Below are 20,396 nucleotides of genomic sequence, written 5' to 3'. Positions count from 1 at the left end.
CAGGCGTGGTGTCGGGTGGTCAGTCGCCGACAGTGGAGGTGGCCGCGGCTTTGACGAGTGCTGCGGCGTCGGCGGGCCGGATGTATCCGGCCAGCGCGGCACGGGTCGTGCTGGCGGCCCAGTTGGCGACGAACTGAGCGTGCGAGGGATACAGCTCGGCGAGTTTCGCCGCGCTGAAGGGCACCGTCGTACCGAACAGGGTGCAGTAGAACGAGCCCTCCTGGCCGAGGCCGGAGAGGGTCGCCACAGGGGTGTCCACGGAGGGGGTGCGGATGCCGCCCTTGACGTTGCCGTTCGCGTCGAGGACGAACGCGGGGGTCCCGCTGGTGGTGGTGATCTCCAGCCGGGGCGCCGGCGTGGGTGCCACCCCGGTGGTCATCCATGTGTTCAACGCGTGGACCGCGCCCTCCAGGACGTAGTGGGCCTGGCCCGCGTTGATCGGTGTGGGGCAACTGACCTGAGGGTGCGTCGGGTCGGGGGTCGCCGGCGGATCGATCAGGGTGTTGAACGCGGCGACGTCCCCCTGTCCGTCACCGGTGTCCGTGGGGCCGACCGGAGTGATGTAGGTGTCGGCGTGCGCCGTTCCGGCCACCTCCCAGAGACGGAAGCGGGCCGAGTCGGGCTGGCGTGCGGCCAGGTAGCCGAGGTCCAGCAGATCCGTCTCGGTCTCGAAGGTCAGGACGGGCACCTGGAGGTCGGTGCGGATGAGCAGACCGTCCGGAACCGGTACGTCGGCCTGCGGAGCCTGCGAGAGCGGTGCCGTGACGGGTGCGACACCGCCCCGGCTCTCCAGGAGTATGCCGTCGTAGGCGTGGGCGAGGGGCTGGACGGCGTCGGCGTAGGTGGTGAGCCGGAACGCCGACTGCGATTCGCCGATGGCCATGAGAGAGCGTAGGTGCAGTCCGCCGAGGACGGTGGCCGCGGAGTCCCGGACCGCCTGCCCGGCCTGGGAGAAGATGTCGTACGAGTAGCTGTCGCCGGGGTGCGAGAGGGCGGCGTATCGGGTCGGGTCGGCGGTCTTCGCCGCGTTGACACCGACCGCCTGGGCGGAGACTCCCACCCAGGCGTAGCCCTCACGGACGAGTTCGTTGTGGGCCTGGATCCAGGCCGTGGCGACATCCAGTCCGCCGGTGACATTGAGCCACTCGACGACCACGGTGCCGTTGAAACGTCTGGGGTCCTTCGGGCGGTCGACCACGAGGCGCGTGGTGTAGGCGGCGGTACTCGCTGGCGCCACGGACCATCTGCCGTCCGCGGTGAGGGAGTTGACGGCCGTGTAGCTGCTGGCGGTGCCGGAGACGAAGTACTCCGACTGCTCGTAGCCGACCTGGGCGGGGTCGAAGGCCGTGCCGTACATCTGGACGGCGCCCGCGCCGCCCGTGACGGGTCCTGTGACGACGGGGCTCGCGGCCGAGGAGGCCACGGCCGGCTCACCGGCCGCGTAGGAGACGCCCGCGGCTGCGAACAGGAAGGCCGCGGCGGACGCGACCAGCCGCGTTAAGGAAATCCGCACCGATCTGCGACGTTTCGTCTTCATGGACCAGCCTTTCGTGGGGGTGGTGATACCTGGCCGCATGAAAGGTAGTCACATTCTCGAAACAGTCAACATCTGTTTCCATATCCGGAAACCGGATTCTCGCACCGAGCGACTACCGAGCGACTGCCGATCCCGAAGGAGGCCGGGGACGACCCCGGGAACGCGTCCATTTACTCAATTCATGCTTGATTCATAGGTAGTTCATGGGATCCATGGACTCTGGCGATCATGACTTCTCGCAAAGCCTCGAAGAGGCTCGCTCTGCCCATGGGAATCGCCGCCTTCACGCTGAGCGTCGCCGGCGCTCTGACCCCCGCGTCCGCGGCGGGAGCCGATTGGGTCTTCTACAGCGGTGCCGACAACCTGAAGTGCCTCCACGGGTCGACCGCGAGCGACAGGGTCTGGGTGGAGGAGTGCGGCTCCGGCGCGGGCCCCCTCTGGCACTGGGGCACGGAGTCGAACCAGTGGGACGGGCACACCATGAAGCGACTGGTGAGCAACGCCAACGGTGGCTGCCTCACCACCGACTCCGGATCCGCGTCGAACGACGTCTACGCGGCGCCGTGCGGGAACGGCCGCAGCGGACAGTTCTGGACGGCCGACGGCAAGTACCTGCAGAACCAGAACCACTCGTACCTCAGCTTCTCCGGCTCTGGCGCTGCCGTCTACACCGTCACCACGCTCAACGACGACACATGCAAGTGGTTCGACTACGTGGTCTGACACGGACCTGTGGCGGCCCCGGCACCTCGCTGCGAGGCACCGGGGCCGTGTCCGTTCTCGACGGCACCCAGGGGAAGGGACGGGACGTCGGTGCCCGAAAGAGCCCGTCACCATGGCCTCCGGGAGCGCCGAACGGTGCCGTGGGGAAGCCGTACTGCCGGGGTGAGCCCCAGAGCTGCCTCGGCCTGTCGGATGCGTTCGTGGGCGAGGACCTGCGTCCTGCCTGCCTCGACGACGGCGAAGTCTGCTCGGCAACGACGTCCGGAGTGTTCTTGGGGCCGGGCCGGTGACATGGGCGGCCATGTCCGTCTCGATGCATCGGCAGTGCACGCCGACGACTTGTACGCCAGTGTCGTGGAGTTCACTGCGGAATCCGTTGTTCAGGGCCCAGGCGGCGGCCTTGGAGGCGCGGTAGGAACCCGTCGCGGGGTTGGTGAACCAGCTCGCGATGGACAGCACGTTGACGACGGCGGCGGGCGAATTGCCGCTCTGCGGGTCGACACCGTCACCTCGACGTCCTCCACCTCCCGAGCTTCGCCTGTAGGCAACCGAACACGCGCGAGCCCTGCTCGGTGACCAGGAACTCGGCACTGCCGGCCCTGGCGGCCTCGATGATCCGGAGGAACGCGGTGTCGTGGAAGACCGCTCGGTCGGGCCGGTCGCTCGTCACTGACCCGCTCAGCAGACGGTGGATGCCATCGGCGTCCGAGACGACAGCCTCGCGGACGGATGTCCTGCCGACCTGTCGACCGGGAGGACGGCGGTCAACACCGCAGCGCCTCCCGCAACGGCTGCCAGGAGCTGCGGCGCCTCGGCGGACCCCGACCTACGTCAGCAGGTTCACGCGACCGCAACTACCTTGCCCCGTACGGGAGTTGATCAGGTTCGCACAGCAGATGCCCCGTCTCAAACGACCTGACGACGGATCAAGTCTGTGCCCCGCAGTGACCGGACGCGGAGGTGAGCCCGGTTGATCCGGTCCGGCCCCGCCACTCCGAACCGATGCCAAGTCAGATGGTCACCCACGGCTGATGGCGTCGTCGCGGGCCAGGTCGACGAAGAGGTGCCGGACACCGCACAGATCCGCACAGGGGGACGGGGGTTCAACGCTTCGCCTGTTGGCACGGATCTGGCCGCGGGTGCGGGGGGGGGGGGAGAGAGAACGATGAAGGACTGGATTCCCTTTCTACAGGCATTGATCTGGCCAAGCGTCGTGCTGACGCTCGTCCTCACGTTCCGCGGTGGGCTGGGGCGGCTCATCGATGCGATCAACCGCCGAGTCGAGCGCGGCGACCCCTTCGAGGCAGGGGCGTCAGGGATAAAACTCGGCCCCGCGGACTCCGACCGGGGTCGAGCCACAGCCGGGCGCGCAGCCCGTCCTTGAAGTACCGCCACCGCTGGCGAACTGACCGAAGGCTCGAACGGCGCCGCTCCCCGAGTTCATCTGGTCCACACGGCGCACCGCGACAGCGGGCTCGACAAAGACGGCCACCGGTACTTCCGGATTCGCATCGCCCTTGAGGACGACAGGGACTCCGATCTCGACCGTGTCGCCAGGGTCGTCTACCACCTGCACCCGACGTTCCGGGATCCCAACCGCACCGTCACGAATCGCTCGACCGGTTTCGCGTTGACCACGGCGGCGTGGGGGAATTTCAGCCTGACCGCCGAGGTCTACGTCAAGGGCGACACCGAGCCCATCCGACTGGAGCGGTACCTGGATTTCTGACCAGCGGCGCACCGGCGCAGTCTTCTCGGTAAAGCAAGGTGACCTGCGCAGCATGCCCTCGATGATGGGGAGTTCACCGGCGTGGTTGGTCCAGGCTGAGCGGGTGGTCAGCCGCAGGTGGAGGCGGTCCCAGGACATCGCGCGGGCGGTGCCGTACCGGTCGGTGATCTGCACGGTTGCCGCGTCCGGCTCGCCCAGGTCCCGGCCTTGGCGAAGCGGAACTCCTTGCCGTGCTTCGGCGGTCGCCCGTCCTGGGGATGGGCCAGGGTCGTACTCCTTGAGCGTGGGTGTCGGCCGTCGTAGCCGGCCCCGAAGACGATGAGGATCGTCCTCGGGGCCGAGACGGACGGCGTCCAGGAGCTGGTACCAGGACGTCCAGCCTGATTCGCGGGCGGCGACGAAGGAGTACGGCCAGCCGGGGACGAATTGGTCCGAGGAGCGTCCGCTGCGGCCGTAGGCGTGGCAGAACAGGCAGTCCGCGCTGGTCGGCGCGTTGGGACGGGGCCAGTTGCTGACATCGACCGCCAGGACCAGGCGCCCTTCGGCGGCCAGTGGCATCGGCAGCCCGGTCGGCACCTGCCGCAGCCGGGGCACCTCCACACTCCCGCAGTTCAGCGCCTCGTCCATCGCGCCGTGCCCATGCCGGTGCTCGGCCACCAGCGTCAGGTCCACAGGCGAAGTCACCCGACCGTCCGCACACAGCAACGCGTCCACCAGCTCGAACAGTTCGTCCCCTCACTCCCGCGAGGGAGAATTCCCGCTGCCGGCAAGAGTGTCGGGAGCCGGCGGCGTCAGTGGCCGCCCCGCCCCGTGCGCAGCAGGGCGGCGCCGAGCGGGGTCAGGGTGTGCAGGACCTTGTTGGCGTGGCGGTGGCTTGTGATCAGGCCCGCGTCGCGCAGGACGGCCGTGTGATGGCTGGCCGTCGTGGGTGTCACACCGGCCAGGCGGGCGGCCTCGGTGGTGGTGGAGCCGGTCGCGCTGGCTCTCAGGATCGCGGCGCGGGTGGGACCGAGGAGCACGCTCAGGGGCGGGGAGGCGGTGTGCGATTCCGTCTCCGGCCGGTGATGGAGGGGGTAGAGCAGAACGGGCGGGAGCCCGGGGTCGGCCAGGGCGACGGGAGTGTGCCAGCAGAAGTGGGAGGGGATCAGGAGGAGCCCCTGCCCGTCGAGGTGGACGTCGCGGTGGTCCGGATACGGATCGATCTCCAGGACGGGCGGCCGCCAGCGGATCGTGGGGCTCAGTCCGTTGAGCATGCCTTCGGTCCCGGCGCGGAACAGGGTGTGGGCGTGCCGGGACCGCTCGGCGTGCAGACGTTCCTGGATGGCCTCCTCGTGAGGGGCGATCACGGCGCGGTGGTAGGCGCGCAGGGCGTCAACGAGCTGTTCGCGTAGGTCCCGCTCGGTGAGCCGGCCCGCCCAGGCCGGGGCACCGACGGTCCGGGTGAGCATGCCGACCTCGCTCGCGACCCGCTCGTACGGTGTCGCCAGAACGGCCTCAAGGCCGGCGTCCAGCCCGTGGGTTCCCTCCGGTGGCGTGAGGAAGTCGGGGAAGTAGCTGGCGCGCGGGAAGAGCGGCAACAGGAAGGACTTCACCGTCCGTTCGAGCCCGGCCTGCCGCAACGAGTCGCGCGCGGTGCGGAACCAGGGCGCGTAGGCCCAACGGCCTTCACGGGTCTGGAGACGGTGCAGACTGACCGCGATCTCCCAGAGCGCGTGCGGCTCGGTCGCCACTCTGACCTTGGTGAGGTCCTCCTGCGTGAAATGAAAGCGGAGCATCCGTTTCCCCGTCGGCCCCCGTTGTCGACCTGCGAAGTGTCATCGCATTCGCATGAGGATGACAGGGACATAACCAGCCCAGGAACATGAATTCCCGCCAGCGGCTGGCCAGTTGGCACCCTCCACGAGAAAGGCCACGGGATGTCCTCGTACGCGAAGGAGCACGACCGGAAGTCCGGCCGCACACCCCGGCGGGGCCGCAGAGCCTTCTTCGCCACGGCGATCACCTTCGCCCTGGCGGCCCTGGGCCTGATCGCACCGAGTTCGGCGAGTGCCTCGGCGCAGGCGGCGTGGGACTGTCCGAGCGGCGATCTGTGCATCTGGACCGGTACCGCCGGCACGGGCAGCCGGTGCACGTGGACGAACGCCGACACGGACTGGTACAGCGCTCCCGTCGTGTGTTCCTGGGCCGACAACCAGGTCGTCGGGTCGGCCAAGAACAACGGCACGTCGTCCTCGTACGACTGGGTCGTTCTCTACGACGGTGCGAACTACGGCGGTAACACCTGCTACTTCATCGCGCAGCACGGCGGCACCTGGTCGAACCTCAACTACAAGCTCCGCTCGCACCGCTGGTCGTCCATCTGCTGACCGGCGGATGACGGAACGGCGGGCCCCGGAACGCCGGGATCCGCCGACCCGCGAGGCCGGCGGCGGGCGCGTCGGGCTCGGGCCGACTGCCGCCGGGGCCCGACGTGCCCTTCGGCCAGTACGAGTCGTTGCCGGGGTGACAGGGGCCGCACTCGGCTGCGTCCGTCCAAAGCGGCGAGACGCCGTCCCAGCCGTCGGCCGCGATGACAGTCGCCGCCTGCATCACCGAGCCGTTGTTCTTCATATCGAACCCGACAACCACCCGGCATCGCGGTCGCACGATCCGCCAACTCCGCCCCGCCGACTCGGCGCCCTAGACCGTCACCGACAAGGGCCGGACCCAAGAACTACTCACTTGGGAACGCCGTCTGCGCCTCTTGCTGAGGCCGACACGACATGACGGTGGTCGTGACGCTTGAACGAACGGCTCGCTGGATCTTCAGGACTGTGAGGGCAACCGGGAGGGTCAGGAACCGATCTGGTGCGGCACACGTCTCCCGCACCATGATCTCAAGCGAGCGCCAAGAGCACGCGATTTCCAGCAGGTTGGTCTCGCCGTCCGCGGTGGGTGCGGATCCGTCGAAGGCCAACGACTACAACGGCTTCGCCGAGGCGTACGCGGCCGCAAACGACTCCAACCTGGTCAATGCCTACTACGAGCGGCCCGCGATGCTGACCCTCGCCGGAGACGTGACCGGCCGGCGGATCCTCGACGCCGGCTGCGGCTCGGGGTCCCTGTCTGCCGCGCTGCGCGACCGCGGCGCCCTGGTGAGTGGCTTCGACGCGAGCGCCGGGATGGTTCAGCTGGCCCGCCAGCGGCTCGGCGACGGTGCGGACCTGCGGGTGACGGAATTGGGCAGCCCGCTTCCATACCCTGATGACACGTTCGACGATGCAGTCGCGTCCTTGGTGCTGCACTACCTGGAGGACTGGGGGCCGGCCCTGGCCGAGCTGCGCCGCGTACTCAAGCCCGGCGGTCGGCTGATCGCTTCCGTCGACCATCCCTTCGCCATCAACCTCATACACCGTGAGGCCGGCCGCGAGGCCGAGTGCAACTACTTCGACACCACCAAATGGACCGTCGAGTGGACCATAGGCGACCACACCGCCCTGGTGAGCAGATGGCACAGGCCACTGCACGAGATGATCAAGGCTTTCACCGAGGCCGGTTTCCGGATCACCGTCATCAGCGAGCCGGAGCCTGATCCCGCCGCCCGCGAGATGTTCCCCGAGGCCATCGCGGCCGAGCCGCGCTTCCTGTGCTTCCTGTTCTTCGTCCTGCAGGCCGACTAGCAGGGCCTGTGTCAGATCCTTGCCTGACACGTCGAAGAATCTGTTGATGCAGTTCAGGGGCTCGCCGCATCGGGCGGCACCATCCCAAGCGACGAATGGGCCGCAGGCACCGCCCGCCGTACGGTGGGTATGTGGCCAGGGACGGAGTGCCCCGGCTGTGTCTGGTCGTCGGCGAAGTCGACGGCGGTGTTCCGTGAGGCGGGCTGCTGTTCGAGGCACTGGCGGCGGATGCGCCGAACGAGGGCTCGGGTCGAGGCGGTGAACGCCCGCGTGACAGCTTCGTGTCCGCAGTGCGGGGTGGGCGTGGACGGTCGGGGTGGGCCGTCCGGTCTCGGCGGTGTTCTGCTCTCCTCCCGCCTGCCTCAAACGGGCCTGGCATGCGCGGCGCGCGTGGTCCGGCGAAGCGTGAGCCTTCGCGTGCGCCGGATGCGGGGCCGCTTCGGGCACCGGCGCCATACGCCCATCTCTGCCGGACTAGGTGGTCGGATGGTGCGAAGCGACAGGCCTCCAGGGCGAGTTCGGCACGCAAGGGTGTTGTCCCCGGGGCTGTGCAGGTGGTGTCCGGATGACCGGCAGTCTGACCCGGCAGCGCTACGACTGGCTGGTCGAGCTGGGACGGGACTGGGTCGAGACCATGAGTAGCGTCCAGTGGCGGCTCGGAGACGCGGCCATGGAGATCGAGTCGATGCGCTCCTAGGGAGGCACCAACCGGTCGGGAGCGAGGAATTGTTCACCTCAGGGAGGCGATCTGGATGTTCGACACGGACGTCGGCCTGGCGTATTCGACGGTCCGGGACTACCGGTGGGTGGCTTCGCGCTGGCCGAAGGAACACCTGCAGGCTGACGTTGCCCGCACCATCCACTAGATCCTCCGACTCCGTGGGGTACGGCAACCCGTGGGCCCCGCGCCACTGACGGCGGCGGCAAACCACCATTGCCGCCAGCCGCGCACCTGCACGTGAAGACGCCGGCGCCCGCCGCAGTGCCGAAACCCTCCCGGCCCCGTACGCCCACCAGGCTCGAAAAACGACGGCCTGCGAACCGCTACGACATGGGCCTGCTCCTGGCCACCGGCGAGCCCGACCGCGCACCAGCCTGCCACGAGGTCGGCACCGGACCACGCCGCACCGGACACATCACAAGCTGAGGAGGGAGCGTGTTCGGGCTTCGACGTGGGCGGGACCGAACTCGTGCACCATCCCGGCCGTGAAAGGCGCGTGGATCTCGGCGACGGACGCGTGGATCGGAAGCCGCTCAGCTTCCGCCGAGATTCTCGCGTGGTCGTACCTCGCTGTGATGATCATTGCAGGGGCTTTGCGAGGCATCGCCGGGATTTGGCCATCGCTGATGAGCCTGGAGAGCGAGGGTGACCAGGGTCGTCAGCAGATGGACGTCGGCGGGGGTGTCCAGGTGGACCGTCACCCAGGCGGAGCCTGGCACCACTTGAACGGCGCGCGCGGCGTCCAGATGGTCTTCGAACCGCCGGATGGCCCGCACGGTGAGGTGGAGGTCGACGGCGCGGTCGGAGTGGAAGTGGATGATCTCGCTGTGGGCCGTGCCGAGAGCCCGGCCCGTGCCGCAGCTCGGGGTGACCTCGGCAAGGTCCGGCCACCCGGCGAGCTGGGTGAAGGCGTGCGCGGCCAGCGTCATGCGCCCATCATGCCCAGGTCACCCCACCGACACCAGGACATGAGGAATCCGTAATCACAGCACAGGCGACGAATGTGTCCGGACGCAGACGGGCCTCGTCTGGACTGGCGTGGCGATGCCGGCGGGGCGCGGTGCTCTCGCCGCGAGGGCAGCAGGCGGCGATCTCCATCAACGGCCCCGGCCACGGGATCAAAGACCGCCTCATGCGGATCGCCCCGGCCCACGACCTCGGCACGTACGAACGACGGAATCCCCCGCCTGGCCCGCGCGCGCAGCCGCGCAGCCGCGCTGACAGCATGCAACCCCCGGTGCAGACCGGCTACCGCAGGGGTTTACCCCCGACATCAACTCCACGTCTGTCGTCCTGCCTGTGGCTCCGGCGCCACACTCCCTGAGGTCGGAAAGCGTTCGGACAACGGGAGGAAGAGATGCTCATGCATGGGGGAAACGCGAGGAGCGGTTCGGGTTCGGAGAAGAAGGTGCGGCGCGGGCTGCTCGCCATGGCGGTCGCGGTCGGAGCGTTCTGCGCGACGACCACCGGCATGAGCGGCTCGGCGCAGGCCGCACCCGCCGTCTCCGTCGCGGCGAACAAGTGCCTGCACAAGGACACCTTCCAGAACTTCAGCGGTCTCAAGTACATGAACGACGCGGGCTACGGCGGCAAGGGTGCCTGGGTGATCACCTCGCAGACCTCGGGGCGCGCGCAGTCGAACGAGGTGTGGTGCATCGAGAAGGCGAAGGAGGGCGGCGTCTACTTCCACCCGTCGTTCAACACGAGCCTGTGCATGGATGTGCCTGGCGCCAAGTACAAGAGCGGTGTCGGCCTGGTGATCTGGACCTGCAACGGCCGTAAGAACCAGCGCTTCACCACCTACACGACCGATCACCGATTCCCGGGCACCGACGGTCTGTTCATCCTCCCGGTCGCCAGCAGCTCCATCTATCTGAACCTGACGGGCGGCGGATACGACACCCAGGTCAAGCTCGGCGGCCCGAAGTACCCGCAAAGCCTCTGGGAGTAGCGCCTCGGGAAGTTGAGCCTCCGGCGGCCGGACGGTGGGAAACCGTCCGACCGCCGGAGGCGGTCTGCGTGCCCGCGACTTCCGCGACGGCGGGGGTCGACCGCGAGGTTGATGACCGATCGCGCGGGGACGCCGTACCCTGACGCGATGGTCACCAGGGCGTCGCTGAGCGCCCGGCTCAGCGGAACGAATCCGCTGCTTCCCGATGCGGTGCTGGCCGTGGGGCTGGCCGCCGCCGCGGCCGTCGCAGGCAGTCAGTACCACCCTGAGCCATGGCCCCGGTTCGACGCTCTCGCGTACACGCTGTGCGTGCTGGTCAACCTTCCGCTCGCGCTGCGCCGACGTGCTCCCGTCCAGGTGCTGACGGCCTGCTGTGTGGCCTTTGTCGGGTACCTGGCTGCCGGATACCAGCCGTCGCTGAACTTCTGGGCCCCCGCGATCGCGCTGTACAGCGTCGCAGCCCATCGGCCTCCTCGTACGGCTCTGGCGGGGGCGGCGCTGACCGCCGCCGTGATTTTCTACAGCGGCCTGGCCGACGGGTCGGTCGGCGTTCCGCTCTCCGCCGTACAGGCCTTAGGGGTACCGGCCGTTGTCTGGTTGGTCGGGAACGGCACCCGCCGACTGGACGACCGCAACCGGCAGTTGGTGGCCGTGACCGCGCAACTCCGGCGCGAGCAGGAGAAGTTGGCTCAGCAGGCGATCACCGAGGAACGGGTCCGTATCGCACGCGAGTTGCACGACGTGGTCGCCCACCACCTGTCCGTGATCTCGGTGCAGGCCGGTCTGGCCGGTTACGTCTTCACCGCCGATCCGGCGACAGCACACGGCGCGCTGGACACGATCGCGGCCACCAGCCGGGAGGCGCTGGAGGAACTGCGGCGCATGCTGACGCTGCTGCGGGTCGACTCCACGGACCCGGAGAACAGTGCCGGTGATACCAGTGATGCTGGTGACGGCCGTTCTTACGCCCCTACGCCCGACCTCGGCGGGCTCGGTGAGCTGGCCGAGCGGGTCAGCGCCGCGGGTGTACCGGTCCGACTGCTGACCGAGGGGACGGTACGGCGACTGCCGGCCGGGGTGGGCCTGTGCGCCTACCGGGTCGTCCAGGAAGCCCTGACCAACGTGCTCAAGTACGCCCGCCCGTGCACGGCGACCGTGCAGGTGGTGTACGGCGGTGACGTGCTGGTGATCCGTGTCCAGGACGACGGGCACGAGCCAGTTCAGGCCATCCGCACGGGATCGGGCGGCCACGGGTTGATCGGCATGCGGGAGCGGGCCAGGATTCTCGGTGGAACGGTCGTCGCCGGGCCACGGCCGCAGGGCGGATTCGCGGTCGAGCTCACTCTGCCCGTTCCGACGGCGGCCGAGGACCCCCGCGGCAGCGGGTCCGGGTCCCGGTAGCCGTGCGGGGAAGGGAAATCGGGGATGCCAACGGTACTGGTCGTCGACGACCAGGTGCTCATCCGGGCCGGTCTGGCGGCACTGTTGCGCGCGGCGCCGGGCATCGACGTCATCGGTGAGGCCGCCGACGGCGAGGCGGCCGTCCGGCTGGCCGCGACCGGCAGGCCCGAGGTGATCCTGATGGACATCCGCATGCCGGGCACCGACGGGATCACCGCGATCGAACGCATCCTGGCCGAGGCGGACGATCCGCCTCCTCGCGTCATAGTCCTGACCACCTTCGATCTCGACGAGTACGTCTACGCGGCGCTGCGTGTCGGTGCCTGCGGCTTCCTCCTCAAGGACACCCCGCCGGAGCGGCTGCTCGCCGCCGTCGGCACCGTCGCCTCGGGCGACATGCTCTTCGCGCCCAGCGTCACCCGGCGGCTGATCGAGGCTTACGTCCCGAGCCCCGGGCCGGTCGTCGCCACCGGGGCGGCGACGGAGTCGCTCACGCCCCGCGAGTGCGAGGTGCTGCGTCTGGTCGGCACCGGCCTGTCCAACACCGAGATCGCCGAGCGGCTGGTCCTGAGCACGGCGACCGTCAAGACACACCTCAACCGGACGATGACCAAACTCGCCCTGTCCAGCCGCGCCCAGGCCGTCGTCCTCGCCTACGAGACCGGCCTGGTCGTCCCCGGCCCCAGCCGACCGCCATGGTGATCGACGCACAGGGCATCAAGACCTCGGCGGACGTCCCCGCCGCCGACCGTCCATGCTCACCGCGCCTGCGGGTGGGCAAGAGGTGATGTTCATGCCGAACGTGTCGGCGCCGCCGTCGAGTCGCGCAGGACCAGTCGCGAGCCGACACGGATGAGCCGACCGACGGCCTCCGCCGGGGAACCGTCGGAGTCCGTGCCGCTCTCGGGCCGGTTGCCGATGCGGCGCAGCAACTGCTCGGCGGCGAGTTCGCCCAGGTCCCGGGCGCCGTTGTCGACGACGGTGATCGGCGGGTGCCAGTGCGGGAACCAGGGTGCCTCCTCGTGGCAGACGAGGGAGAGCTGGTCCGGTACCCGGACGCCGAGCTGGACCAGGGAGCCGAGTACCCCGAACGTCGCCTCGTGGTTGGCGCTGTACAGCGCGGTGGGCGGACGCTCCGCGGACATCAGCCGCAGGGCCGCCTCCGCGCCGAACGGCACGGTATACGGGCCGCGTTCGCACAGGGCGGGGTCGGGTTCGAGTCCGGCGGCGGTCAGTGCCGCGGCGAATCCGGCGTACCGGTCGCGCCCGGAGTCGACGTCCGGCGGTCCGCCGATGAAGGCGATCCTGCGGTGTCCGAGGTCGAGCAGGTGCCGTCCCGCGAGTTCGGCGCCTTCCCGGTCGGCGGCCATCACGGAGTCGCCGGGGGCGTTGTCGGGCGTACGCATGAGGTTGACGACGGGGATACCGGCCGCGGCCACTTCGCGGACCGTCGCCGTGTTGGCGCCGGTGCCCACGATGACCAGGCCGTCGACCCGGTGGTCCAACAGCATGTCCAGGTAACGGCGTTCACGCTCCGGGTCGGAGTCGGTGACGCACAGCAGGACCTGGTAGCCGCACTCGTCCAGCCGCTGCTGGAGCACGCCGGTGATGGTGTGGAACGAGGCGTTGACCAGGTTGGTGATCACCAGCCCTATGAGGTTGCTGCGCCGGGTGCGCAGCCCGCTGGCGATGCGGTTCGGGCGGTAGCCGAGGCGTTCCGCCGCCGACTGCACCGCTCGTCTGGTCCGGTCACTGACCCGGGTGGAACCGCTCAGCACCCGCGAGGCCGTGCTCTTGGAGACCCCCGCCGCCTCGGCAACCTCGTCCAGCGTGACTGCCACCGGTCCCACCCCGATCATGAAATCGATGCCATGCAGCCCTGGTCATCCATCGGGCCGTGATCGCCATCATGCCAGAGACGGTGAATTCCGTGGCGTAAACAGTGCGTTTCAGCGCCACTTTCCGGCCAGATCGAGGTTGACCACGGCCATGAGCGACTGCGACGGTGCTGTGCAATCGATCCCACAAAGTCGATCCCACACAGTGTCGGCAGGCACTCGATTGGAGCTCACATGGACACCCCGGGTGCCGTCTCCTGGCGCGGCTACTGGCCGGCCGCGCCCACGCCGTTCGCGGCCGACGGCTCGCTCGACGAGGACGCCTGGCGCGCACTGCTGCGGCTCTACGCCGAGCAGGGCGTCCACGGGGTGCTCGTGAACGGCACCACCGGCGAGTGGTTCTCCCAGACCCCGGAGGAGCGCCGCCGGCTCGCGGAGATCGCGGTCGCCGAACTCTCCGGCCAGATACCGGTGGTGATCGGCTGCGGCGCGTTCACCGCGGCCGAGTGCGTACGGTACGGCGAGCACGCCCGCGCCATCGGCGCCGACGGCATCCTCACCACCCCGCCGCCGTACGTCCACCCGTCCCAGGACGAGATCCACGCCTTCTACCGCACGCTCTCGGACGCGGTGGACCTGCCGCTCATGGTCTACAACTGGCCGCGCGGCACCGCCGTCGACATCACCGTCGACACGCTGGTCCGGCTGGCCGCGCTGGACACGGTCGTGGCCGTCAAGGACAGCTCCGGCGACGAACTGAAGGTCGCCGACACCTGCGCGGCCCTGGCCGGCGAGGTGCGGGTCTTCGGGCGCTTCATCCACCGCCGGGGCATGGCCGTCATGGCCGAGTTCGGCGGCGCCGGGAACATCGACGGCGGCGCCCTGGGCGCTCCCTTCGCCGTCCCCTTCTACGAGGCCTACTGGGCCGGTGATCTCGACCGGGCCCGGAACTGGTCCGCACGCTACGAACGGCTTGTGAACCTGCTCGTCAACGACGACTACAGCTCCAGGTTCGCCTCACCCACCTCGCAGCTCAAAGCCGCCATGCGGCTGCTGGGGCAGCCCGGGGGCCATGTACGTCCCCCGCTGCTCCCCCTGGAGGACCCGTCCGCGCTGCTCCGTCTGTCGGAGGCGCTCGACGAGGCCGGGCTGCACCCCTGTTCCACCAGCACCGGAAAAAGGTGAACCGACCGTGCGCAGACTCCTCATCGCGGCCTCCGCCGCCCTGCTCCTGACCGTGGCGGCCTGCGGCAGCGAGGACTCCTCCTCCACGTCCGCCGCCGCGTCCCCGACCGGCTGCACACCCAAGGTGGGCAAGGCCGACCTGGTCAAGGCGGGCACGCTGACGATATCGACCAACGCCACCCTGCCGCCCATGCAGTACCTGGACTCCTCCAACAAGATCATCGGCATGCGGATCGACCTCGGCGACGAGATCGCCAAGCTGCTCTGCCTCACCCCGAAGTTCGTCAACATCCCCTTCGACGCACAGATCCCCGGTGTCCAGTCGGGCCGCTGGGACATGATCGACACCGGCATGTTCTACACACCGGAGCGCGCCCAGACCATCAAGCTCGTCCCGTACGAGATCCAGGGCGTCGCCGTCTCCGTCGCCAAGGGCAACCCGAAGAAGATCACCTCCGAGGACGACCTGTCGGGCCGGGCCATCGCCGTGGAGGCCCCGGGATACGAGTTCGACACCCTCACCGCGCTCAACAAGGAACTCAAGGCGGCCGGGAAGAAGCAGGTCACCATCCGTTCCTTCACCACCACCGCCGACGCCTACCAGGCACTGGCCGCGGGCCAGGTCGAGGGGGTGGCCATCGTCGAGGCGGTCACCAGCTACTACCAGAAGGACGGCGCCTTCGAGACGGCCGTCAAGGGCATCAACCCGGCGCCGCTCGCCCTGGGCTTCGGCAAGGACAAGCCCGCCGAGGCGGTCGCCCAGGCGCTGAACACCCTGCGCGCGAACGGCTATCTGGCCGCCCTGTTCAAGAAGTACGGCGTCACCGCGTACTCCGGCGCGCTCAAGGTGACCACCGGCGCGGTCGGCGCCAAGTAGCCACACCTCCCACGACGGAAAGGGCGAGAGCCATGTGGTCCTGGGAAGCCTTCTTCTCCTTCCTCCACAACCCCCTCATGATCCAGGGAGCCTGGACGACGGTCTGGCTGACCGCGGTCAGCATGGCCCTCGCCCTTCCGCTCGCCGTGCTCGTGGCGCTCGGCAGGGCGTCGCACCTCGCACCGGTCCGGCTGCTCGCCGGCTTCTACGTGTGGCTGATGCGCGGGACCCCGCTGCTGGTCCAACTGGTCATCATCTACACCGGGTTGCCCCAGCTGGGGCTGCGCCTCGGCGTGATCAGCTCGGCGCTGACCGGTCTGGTGCTCAACGAGGCGGCGTATCTCTCGGAGATCGTCCGCGCCGGAGTGCTGTCGGTCCCGCGCGGCCAGTCCGAGGCCGCCCGCGCGCTGGGCATGCCGCCCTGGCGGGTGTTCCGGGTGGTGGTCATGCCGCAGGCGCTGCGGGTCATGGTCCCGCCGCTCGGCAACAGCTTCAACGGCCTGCTCAAGACCACCACGCTGGTCTCGGTGATCTCCGTCGAAGAGCTGCTGCGGCGCACGCAGTTCGCCGTCCAGACCAACTTCCGCGTCCTGGAGGGCCTGACGGCGGCGGCCCTGTACTACCTGGCGATGACCACCCTGTGGGGCCTGGTCCAGCGCTGGCTGGAGGCCCGTGTCGGCCGCGGACACCAGACCTCGCCGAGCGGTGGCCGCCGGACGAAGAGCGTGGCACTCGAACTGGAGACCCGATGACCATCGAGACCGTCGTCGCAGCACACCAGGTCCGCAAGTCGTACGGCGACGTCGAGGTGCTCAAGGGCATCGACCTGACGGTCCGCAAGGGCGAGGTCGTCCTCGTCCTGGGCCCGTCGGGCGGCGGCAAAAGCACGTTCCTGCGCACCCTCAACCACCTGGAGACCCCCGACTCCGGCACCGTCACCATCTGCGGCGAGCGGATCGGCTACGGCGAGAAGGGCGCCCTGCGCGAGCGCCGGATCGCCGTCCAGCGCAGACGTACCGGCATGGTGTTCCAGCAGTTCAACCTGTTCCCGAACATGACCGCGCTCGACAACGTGGCGGCCGGTCCGGTGCATGTGAACCGGGTGTCCAAGGCCGAAGCACGGGCGGCGGCGCGGGAGTTGCTGGCCATGGTGGGGCTGGCCGACAAGGTCGGCTCCTACCCCGCCCAGCTCTCCGGCGGCCAGCAGCAGCGGGTGGCCATCGCCCGTGCCCTGGCGATGCGACCGCAGCTGCTGCTCTTCGACGAGCCGACCTCGGCGCTCGACCCGGAGATGGTCGGTGAGGTGCTCGACGTCATGGTCCGGCTGCGCGCCGAGGGCATGACCATGATCGTCGTCAGCCACGAGATGGGCTTCGCCCGGGCGGCGGCCGACCGCGTGGTGTTCATCAGCGACGGCACGGTGGTGGAGGACAAGTCCCCGGACCTCTTCTTCTCGGCGCCGGAGCACGAACGCACCCGCCAGTTCCTCGACCGCATCCTGTGACACCCCCTACGACCTCTGTGAGCGCTGCCATGAGTACACGTCCTCTGCCGGAGCACGTCACCGTCACCATCGACGGCACCCCGAGCCGGGCCTGGGCCGGTCAGTCCGTGACCGCCGCCCTGGTGACGGCCGGTGTCTGGCCGGTGCGCCGCAACCAGGTCAACGGCGAGCCGCGCGGCCCGTTCTGCGGGATGGGCGTCTGCCTGGAGTGCGAGGTGACCATCAACGGCCGCCAGAACGCCCGCAGTTGCACGGCGCACGTCACGGACGGCATGGACATCCGGACGGCCGCACATGGCTGACCGCACCGAATCGGCCCAACCCGCCGACCTGGAAACGGATGTGGCGGTGGTGGGCGGCGGTCCCGCCGGACTGCACGCGGCGCTGGCCATGGCCCGAGGCGGCCTGGACGTCGTCCTGCTGGACGAGTCCGGCACGCTCGGCGGCCAGTACTTCAAGCGCCGGCCCGCACAACTCGCCGCCGCCTTCGGGGACTTCCGCCCGCGCGGTACTCAACTGATCGACGCGGTACGGGACGCGGGCGTCGACTGCCGTACCGGCACCCTGGTCTGGGGCGCCGAGGACGCGGGGCGCACCCTCTTCACCTCCGATGTGGAAACCGGCGCCCTCGGCCGCGTGCGCGCCCGGGTCACCCTGGCCGCGACGGGCGCGTACGAACGTGCCCTGCCCTTCCCGGGCTGGACCCTGCCGGGCGTGGTCACCCCCGGGTTCGCCCTGCATCTGGCCACCATGGACCGGGTGCCGGTGGGCAAGCGGGTGGTGCTCGCCGGGACCGGCCCGTTCCTGCTCCAGGTGGCCTGCGCCCTGCTGGAGGTGGGCGCCGGGATCGAAGCGGTGGTCGAGCTGAACACCCCCTACCGCCCCCGGCCGGGCATGATCGGCGACGCACTGCGCCAGCCCGCCCGGCTCGCGGAGGCGGCACGCTATCTGCTGACCCTCGCCCGCCATGGCGTGCGCGTCGAGCAGGGGGCGCGCGTGCTGGCCGCGCACGGCGACACCCAGGTCACGGCCGTGGACATCGCCGGTGCGGACGGCACCGTACGACGGGTCGAGGCCGACGCCCTGTGTGTGGGGTACGGCTTCCGCCCGAGCACCGAACTCCCCCGGCTCCTCGGCTGTCGCACCACACCCGACCCGACCGGCACGGAACAGCTCCCCGTCACCGACGCGGACGGCGCGACCTCGCTCGACGGACTGTACGTCGCCGGGGACTGCGCGGGCATCGCGGGCGTCCACGCGGCAGGCGTACGGGGGCAGTTGGCCGCGTACGCGATCCTGCGCCGACTGGCTCCGGAACGCGCCGGGCCGAGCGCCCGGCAGCTCGCGGCGGTGCGCCGCCGGGCCCGTTCCCTGGACCGGTTCGCCGCGCTGGCCGACCGTCTCTACCCGGCACCGGACATGGCCGACATCGCCGACACCACGCAGGTGTGCCGCTGCGAGGGCGTCACCGCCGGCGAGATCCGGCAGGCCCGGGCCACCGGCTGGAACGACCTCTCGGGCACCAAGGCCGCCACCCGCGCCGGCATGGGCCCCTGCCAGGGACGCGAGTGCGGCCACGTCGTCGCGGCGCTGGCCGGGCGCGGTACGGCGGAGTGCTTCGCGGCCCGGATGCCGCTGCGGCCCCTGCCGATGGCCGCCGCGGTCGACGGGGCGAAGGCGACGGAAGGGCGGGAGATCCGGTGACCCGGCCCGACGTCATCGTCATCGGCGCGGGCATCCTCGGTGCCAGTGCCGCCTTCCATCTCGCCGAACGCGGCCATCGCGTCGTGGTCCTGGAGCGCGGCGCGCCCAATCGCGAGGGCTCCGGCACCACCGCGGGCAATCTGCACATCCAGGCCATCCACACCCGGCGCCCCGGCCAGGACGTCCCGGTCGACAGCGCACGGCTACTCCCGCTGCAACGGCGGGCGTCCGAACACTGGTCGCGGATCGAGGAGCGGCTCGGCACCGATGTCGAACTGCGGCGCAGCGGCGGCTTCATGGTCGCCGAGACCGCCGCCCAGGAAGCGGAACTGCGGGAGAAGCACGACTGGGAACGCGAGGCGGGCATACCCACCGAGGTGCTCACCGGCGACGAGGCCCGCAAGGAACTCCCGCTGCTGTCGGACCGTGTACGCGCCGCGAGTTGGTGCCCGCTCGACGGCTACGCCAACCCGTTGCTGATCACCCCCGCCTATCTGGCCGCCGCCCGCCGCCACGGCGCCGAACTGCACCCCTTCACCCCGGTGACCGCCGTCGAGCAGGTCGGCGCGGAGTACAAGGTGCTTTCCGGGGACCGGAGTTGGACCGCGCCAATCGTCGTGAACGCCGCCGGGCCGTGGATCACCGAGATCTCCGCCATGGCCGGAATCCCGGTCCACATGTCCCCGGTGGCGATCCAGATGCACGTGACCGTGCGGGTGCCGCCGGTGCTGCACCACCTGGTCCAGCACATCGGCGAGGGCATGTCGGTCAAGCAGGTCAGCGCCGGCAATCTGCTGATCGGCGGCGGCTGGCCCGCGGCCGAGCTGGACATGGCGGGCCGCAGCACCGTCAGCGTGCGCAGCATGACCGGCAACCTCGCCCAGGCCGGCCGGATCCTGCCGTTCCTCGGCGGACTGCGGCTGCTGCGCATGTGGGCCGGGCCGCTGGCCGCGACCCCGGACGAGATGCCGGTGATCGGCGAAGTCCCGGGCCACCCCGGGTTCTTCGTCGCGGGCGGCACCTACGCCTTCACCCTCGCACCGGTGTGGGGCGACACCCTGGCCCGACTGATCGCCGGGGAGTCCCCCGCCGACCCGGTGGACGACCTGGGCCCCGGCCGCCTGTCGCTGGACACCACCACTCCCGTATCGCCCTGAAAGGCACCCCTCATGACGCTGAAGATGTTCGTCAACGGCCAGGCCATGTCCGGCGGCAGCCTCCACCACGCCCTGCGCGACGCCCGCCTGCTCGGTCCCGTCCGCACCGCACCCGACTACCGCTTCTTCTCGGTACGCGACGAGTTCCCCGGTCTGCACCCGGTCGCGGAGGGCGGCGCGGCGATCGTCGGCGAGGTGTACGAGGTCGGCTACGAGATCCTGCGCGAACGCCTGCTGCCCGAGGAGCCCGAAGAACTCGAACTCGGCGTCATCGCCCTGGAGGACGGCTCGGGGTCCCTCTCGATGCGGATGCGCGCCTCGGCACTGACCGCCCCCGGCGTCGTCGACATCACCGCGCACGGCGGCTGGCACGCCTACCTCGCCACCCGCTGACCCCGCAACTCCCCTCT

General features: G+C 69.9%; 20 protein-coding genes and 2 pseudogenes. 16 read left to right on the top strand and 6 right to left on the bottom strand.

The window, feature by feature from the left end; genetic code table 11:
* Positions 1–19: 19 nt before the first annotated feature.
* Positions 20–1,537 carry an alpha/beta hydrolase domain-containing protein gene (locus tag ACIQPR_RS34430; protein WP_403656391.1) on the bottom strand — a complete coding sequence of 506 codons (1,518 nt, stop codon included), beginning with the start codon at positions 1,535–1,537 and terminating at the stop codon, positions 20–22.
* Positions 1,538–1,765: 228 nt separating this feature from the next.
* Between ACIQPR_RS34430 and ACIQPR_RS34425 the strand changes: the two genes are divergently transcribed.
* The gene (locus ACIQPR_RS34425) at positions 1,766–2,260 is read left to right on the top strand and encodes a hypothetical protein (protein WP_403656388.1); all 495 of its coding nucleotides are present in this window, start codon (positions 1,766–1,768) and stop codon (positions 2,258–2,260) included.
* Positions 2,261–2,560: 300 nt separating this feature from the next.
* On the opposite strand, the pseudogene ACIQPR_RS34420 reads toward ACIQPR_RS34425, so the two are convergent.
* A pseudogene (locus ACIQPR_RS34420) lies at positions 2,561–2,851 on the bottom strand (SDR family NAD(P)-dependent oxidoreductase); the annotation flags it as partial.
* 814 nt (positions 2,852–3,665) lie between these two features.
* Between ACIQPR_RS34420 and ACIQPR_RS34415 the strand changes: the two are divergent.
* Positions 3,666–3,989, top strand: coding sequence for a pYEATS domain-containing protein (locus ACIQPR_RS34415; RefSeq protein WP_403656495.1), 324 nt, complete (start codon positions 3,666–3,668; stop codon positions 3,987–3,989).
* A gap of 42 nt (positions 3,990–4,031) precedes the next feature.
* On the opposite strand, the pseudogene ACIQPR_RS34410 reads toward ACIQPR_RS34415, so the two are convergent.
* Together ACIQPR_RS34410 and ACIQPR_RS34405 are read right to left on the bottom strand one after the other, a co-directional pair.
* Positions 4,032–4,715, bottom strand: a pseudogene (locus tag ACIQPR_RS34410) (transposase); the annotation flags it as partial.
* 65 nt (positions 4,716–4,780) lie between these two features.
* The gene (locus ACIQPR_RS34405) at positions 4,781–5,764 is read right to left on the bottom strand and encodes a DUF5937 family protein (protein ID WP_403656385.1); all 984 of its coding nucleotides are present in this window, start codon (positions 5,762–5,764) and stop codon (positions 4,781–4,783) included.
* 141 nt (positions 5,765–5,905) lie between these two features.
* Between ACIQPR_RS34405 and ACIQPR_RS34400 the strand changes: the two genes are divergently transcribed.
* The 3 genes from ACIQPR_RS34400 (at position 5,906) to ACIQPR_RS34390 (ending at position 8,345) form a co-directional block, all read left to right on the top strand.
* Entirely contained in the window at positions 5,906–6,355 is a 450-nt protein-coding gene (locus ACIQPR_RS34400) for a peptidase inhibitor family I36 protein (RefSeq protein ID WP_403656382.1), read from the top strand.
* 504 nt (positions 6,356–6,859) lie between these two features.
* Entirely contained in the window at positions 6,860–7,648 is a 789-nt protein-coding gene (locus tag ACIQPR_RS34395) for a class I SAM-dependent methyltransferase (protein ID WP_403656492.1), read from the top strand.
* 565 nt (positions 7,649–8,213) lie between these two features.
* Positions 8,214–8,345, top strand: coding sequence for a hypothetical protein (locus ACIQPR_RS34390; protein WP_403656379.1), 132 nt, complete (start codon positions 8,214–8,216; stop codon positions 8,343–8,345).
* A gap of 557 nt (positions 8,346–8,902) precedes the next feature.
* Here the strand turns inward: ACIQPR_RS34390 and ACIQPR_RS34385 are convergent.
* Positions 8,903–9,298, bottom strand: coding sequence for a luciferase family protein (locus ACIQPR_RS34385; RefSeq protein ID WP_403656375.1), 396 nt, complete (start codon positions 9,296–9,298; stop codon positions 8,903–8,905).
* A gap of 434 nt (positions 9,299–9,732) precedes the next feature.
* Here ACIQPR_RS34385 and ACIQPR_RS34380 point away from each other — a divergent pair, with 434 nt between their 5' ends.
* The 3 genes from ACIQPR_RS34380 to ACIQPR_RS34370 all read left to right on the top strand — a co-directional run bounded on the left by ACIQPR_RS34380 (position 9,733) and on the right by ACIQPR_RS34370 (position 12,423).
* Positions 9,733–10,320: an RICIN domain-containing protein gene (locus tag ACIQPR_RS34380; protein ID WP_403656372.1), complete on the top strand. Its 588-nt coding sequence runs from the start codon at positions 9,733–9,735 to the stop codon at positions 10,318–10,320.
* A 147-nt stretch (positions 10,321–10,467) separates the two neighbouring features.
* Complete coding sequence (locus ACIQPR_RS34375; protein WP_403656369.1) at positions 10,468–11,721, top strand: sensor histidine kinase; 1,254 nt, start codon at positions 10,468–10,470, stop codon at positions 11,719–11,721.
* A gap of 24 nt (positions 11,722–11,745) precedes the next feature.
* The gene (locus tag ACIQPR_RS34370) at positions 11,746–12,423 is read left to right on the top strand and encodes a response regulator (protein ID WP_403656366.1); all 678 of its coding nucleotides are present in this window, start codon (positions 11,746–11,748) and stop codon (positions 12,421–12,423) included.
* An 89-nt stretch (positions 12,424–12,512) separates the two neighbouring features.
* On the opposite strand, the gene ACIQPR_RS34365 is transcribed toward ACIQPR_RS34370, so the two are convergent.
* Positions 12,513–13,562: a LacI family DNA-binding transcriptional regulator gene (locus ACIQPR_RS34365; RefSeq protein ID WP_403656363.1), complete on the bottom strand. Its 1,050-nt coding sequence runs from the start codon at positions 13,560–13,562 to the stop codon at positions 12,513–12,515.
* Positions 13,563–13,793: 231 nt separating this feature from the next.
* On the opposite strand from ACIQPR_RS34365, the gene ACIQPR_RS34360 reads away from it, so the two are divergent.
* Genes ACIQPR_RS34360 through ACIQPR_RS34325 form a run of 8 tightly spaced genes read left to right on the top strand, consistent with a single transcriptional unit; the run spans position 13,794 to position 20,379 of the window.
* The gene (locus ACIQPR_RS34360) at positions 13,794–14,744 is read left to right on the top strand and encodes a dihydrodipicolinate synthase family protein (RefSeq protein ID WP_403656360.1); all 951 of its coding nucleotides are present in this window, start codon (positions 13,794–13,796) and stop codon (positions 14,742–14,744) included.
* A 7-nt stretch (positions 14,745–14,751) separates the two neighbouring features.
* A complete protein-coding gene (locus ACIQPR_RS34355) occupies positions 14,752–15,621 on the top strand; it encodes an ABC transporter substrate-binding protein (RefSeq protein ID WP_403656357.1) in 870 nt (289 codons plus the stop codon).
* A gap of 32 nt (positions 15,622–15,653) precedes the next feature.
* Complete coding sequence (locus ACIQPR_RS34350) at positions 15,654–16,373, top strand: amino acid ABC transporter permease (RefSeq protein ID WP_403656354.1); 720 nt, start codon at positions 15,654–15,656, stop codon at positions 16,371–16,373.
* Positions 16,370–17,125, top strand: coding sequence for an amino acid ABC transporter ATP-binding protein (locus tag ACIQPR_RS34345; protein ID WP_403656351.1), 756 nt, complete (start codon positions 16,370–16,372; stop codon positions 17,123–17,125). The genes ACIQPR_RS34350 and ACIQPR_RS34345 overlap by 4 nt, the downstream gene beginning before the upstream one ends.
* Positions 17,126–17,154: 29 nt before the next feature.
* Positions 17,155–17,427 carry a (2Fe-2S)-binding protein gene (locus ACIQPR_RS34340; protein ID WP_403656348.1) on the top strand — a complete coding sequence of 91 codons (273 nt, stop codon included), beginning with the start codon at positions 17,155–17,157 and terminating at the stop codon, positions 17,425–17,427.
* Complete coding sequence (locus ACIQPR_RS34335) at positions 17,420–18,829, top strand: FAD-dependent oxidoreductase (RefSeq protein WP_403656345.1); 1,410 nt, start codon at positions 17,420–17,422, stop codon at positions 18,827–18,829. Before ACIQPR_RS34340 ends, ACIQPR_RS34335 begins: the two co-directional genes overlap by 8 nt.
* Positions 18,826–19,986, top strand: a complete 1,161-nt coding sequence (locus ACIQPR_RS34330; protein WP_403656342.1) for an NAD(P)/FAD-dependent oxidoreductase — start codon at positions 18,826–18,828, stop codon at positions 19,984–19,986. Before ACIQPR_RS34335 ends, ACIQPR_RS34330 begins: the two co-directional genes overlap by 4 nt.
* 12 nt (positions 19,987–19,998) lie before the next feature.
* Positions 19,999–20,379, top strand: a complete 381-nt coding sequence (locus ACIQPR_RS34325; RefSeq protein WP_403656339.1) for a gamma-glutamylcyclotransferase — start codon at positions 19,999–20,001, stop codon at positions 20,377–20,379.
* Positions 20,380–20,396: the final 17 nt, after the last annotated feature.

The organism is Streptomyces sp. NPDC091280, from assembly GCF_044768565.1.
GTDB lineage: Bacteria > Actinomycetota > Actinomycetes > Streptomycetales > Streptomycetaceae > Streptomyces.
Note: the sequence above shows the minus strand (reverse complement) of the source record. Positions and strands in the feature narration are given on the sequence as shown.

Coding starts and splice junctions, on each gene's coding strand:
- ACIQPR_RS34390 (WP_403656379.1), top strand. CDS start 8,214: ATGACCGGCAGTCTGACCCGGCAGCGCTACGACTGGCTGGTCGAGCTG.
- ACIQPR_RS34385 (WP_403656375.1), bottom strand. CDS start 9,298: ATGACGCTGGCCGCGCACGCCTTCACCCAGCTCGCCGGGTGGCCGGAC.
- ACIQPR_RS34425 (WP_403656388.1), top strand. CDS start 1,766: ATGACTTCTCGCAAAGCCTCGAAGAGGCTCGCTCTGCCCATGGGAATC.
- ACIQPR_RS34345 (WP_403656351.1), top strand. CDS start 16,370: ATGACCATCGAGACCGTCGTCGCAGCACACCAGGTCCGCAAGTCGTAC.
- ACIQPR_RS34350 (WP_403656354.1), top strand. CDS start 15,654: ATGTGGTCCTGGGAAGCCTTCTTCTCCTTCCTCCACAACCCCCTCATG.
- ACIQPR_RS34430 (WP_403656391.1), bottom strand. CDS start 1,537: ATGAAGACGAAACGTCGCAGATCGGTGCGGATTTCCTTAACGCGGCTG.
- ACIQPR_RS34335 (WP_403656345.1), top strand. CDS start 17,420: ATGGCTGACCGCACCGAATCGGCCCAACCCGCCGACCTGGAAACGGAT.
- ACIQPR_RS34370 (WP_403656366.1), top strand. CDS start 11,746: ATGCCAACGGTACTGGTCGTCGACGACCAGGTGCTCATCCGGGCCGGT.
- ACIQPR_RS34400 (WP_403656382.1), top strand. CDS start 5,906: ATGTCCTCGTACGCGAAGGAGCACGACCGGAAGTCCGGCCGCACACCC.
- ACIQPR_RS34380 (WP_403656372.1), top strand. CDS start 9,733: ATGCATGGGGGAAACGCGAGGAGCGGTTCGGGTTCGGAGAAGAAGGTG.
- ACIQPR_RS34340 (WP_403656348.1), top strand. CDS start 17,155: ATGAGTACACGTCCTCTGCCGGAGCACGTCACCGTCACCATCGACGGC.
- ACIQPR_RS34375 (WP_403656369.1), top strand. CDS start 10,468: ATGGTCACCAGGGCGTCGCTGAGCGCCCGGCTCAGCGGAACGAATCCG.
- ACIQPR_RS34395 (WP_403656492.1), top strand. CDS start 6,860: ATGATCTCAAGCGAGCGCCAAGAGCACGCGATTTCCAGCAGGTTGGTC.
- ACIQPR_RS34325 (WP_403656339.1), top strand. CDS start 19,999: ATGACGCTGAAGATGTTCGTCAACGGCCAGGCCATGTCCGGCGGCAGC.
- ACIQPR_RS34405 (WP_403656385.1), bottom strand. CDS start 5,764: ATGCTCCGCTTTCATTTCACGCAGGAGGACCTCACCAAGGTCAGAGTG.
- ACIQPR_RS34360 (WP_403656360.1), top strand. CDS start 13,794: ATGGACACCCCGGGTGCCGTCTCCTGGCGCGGCTACTGGCCGGCCGCG.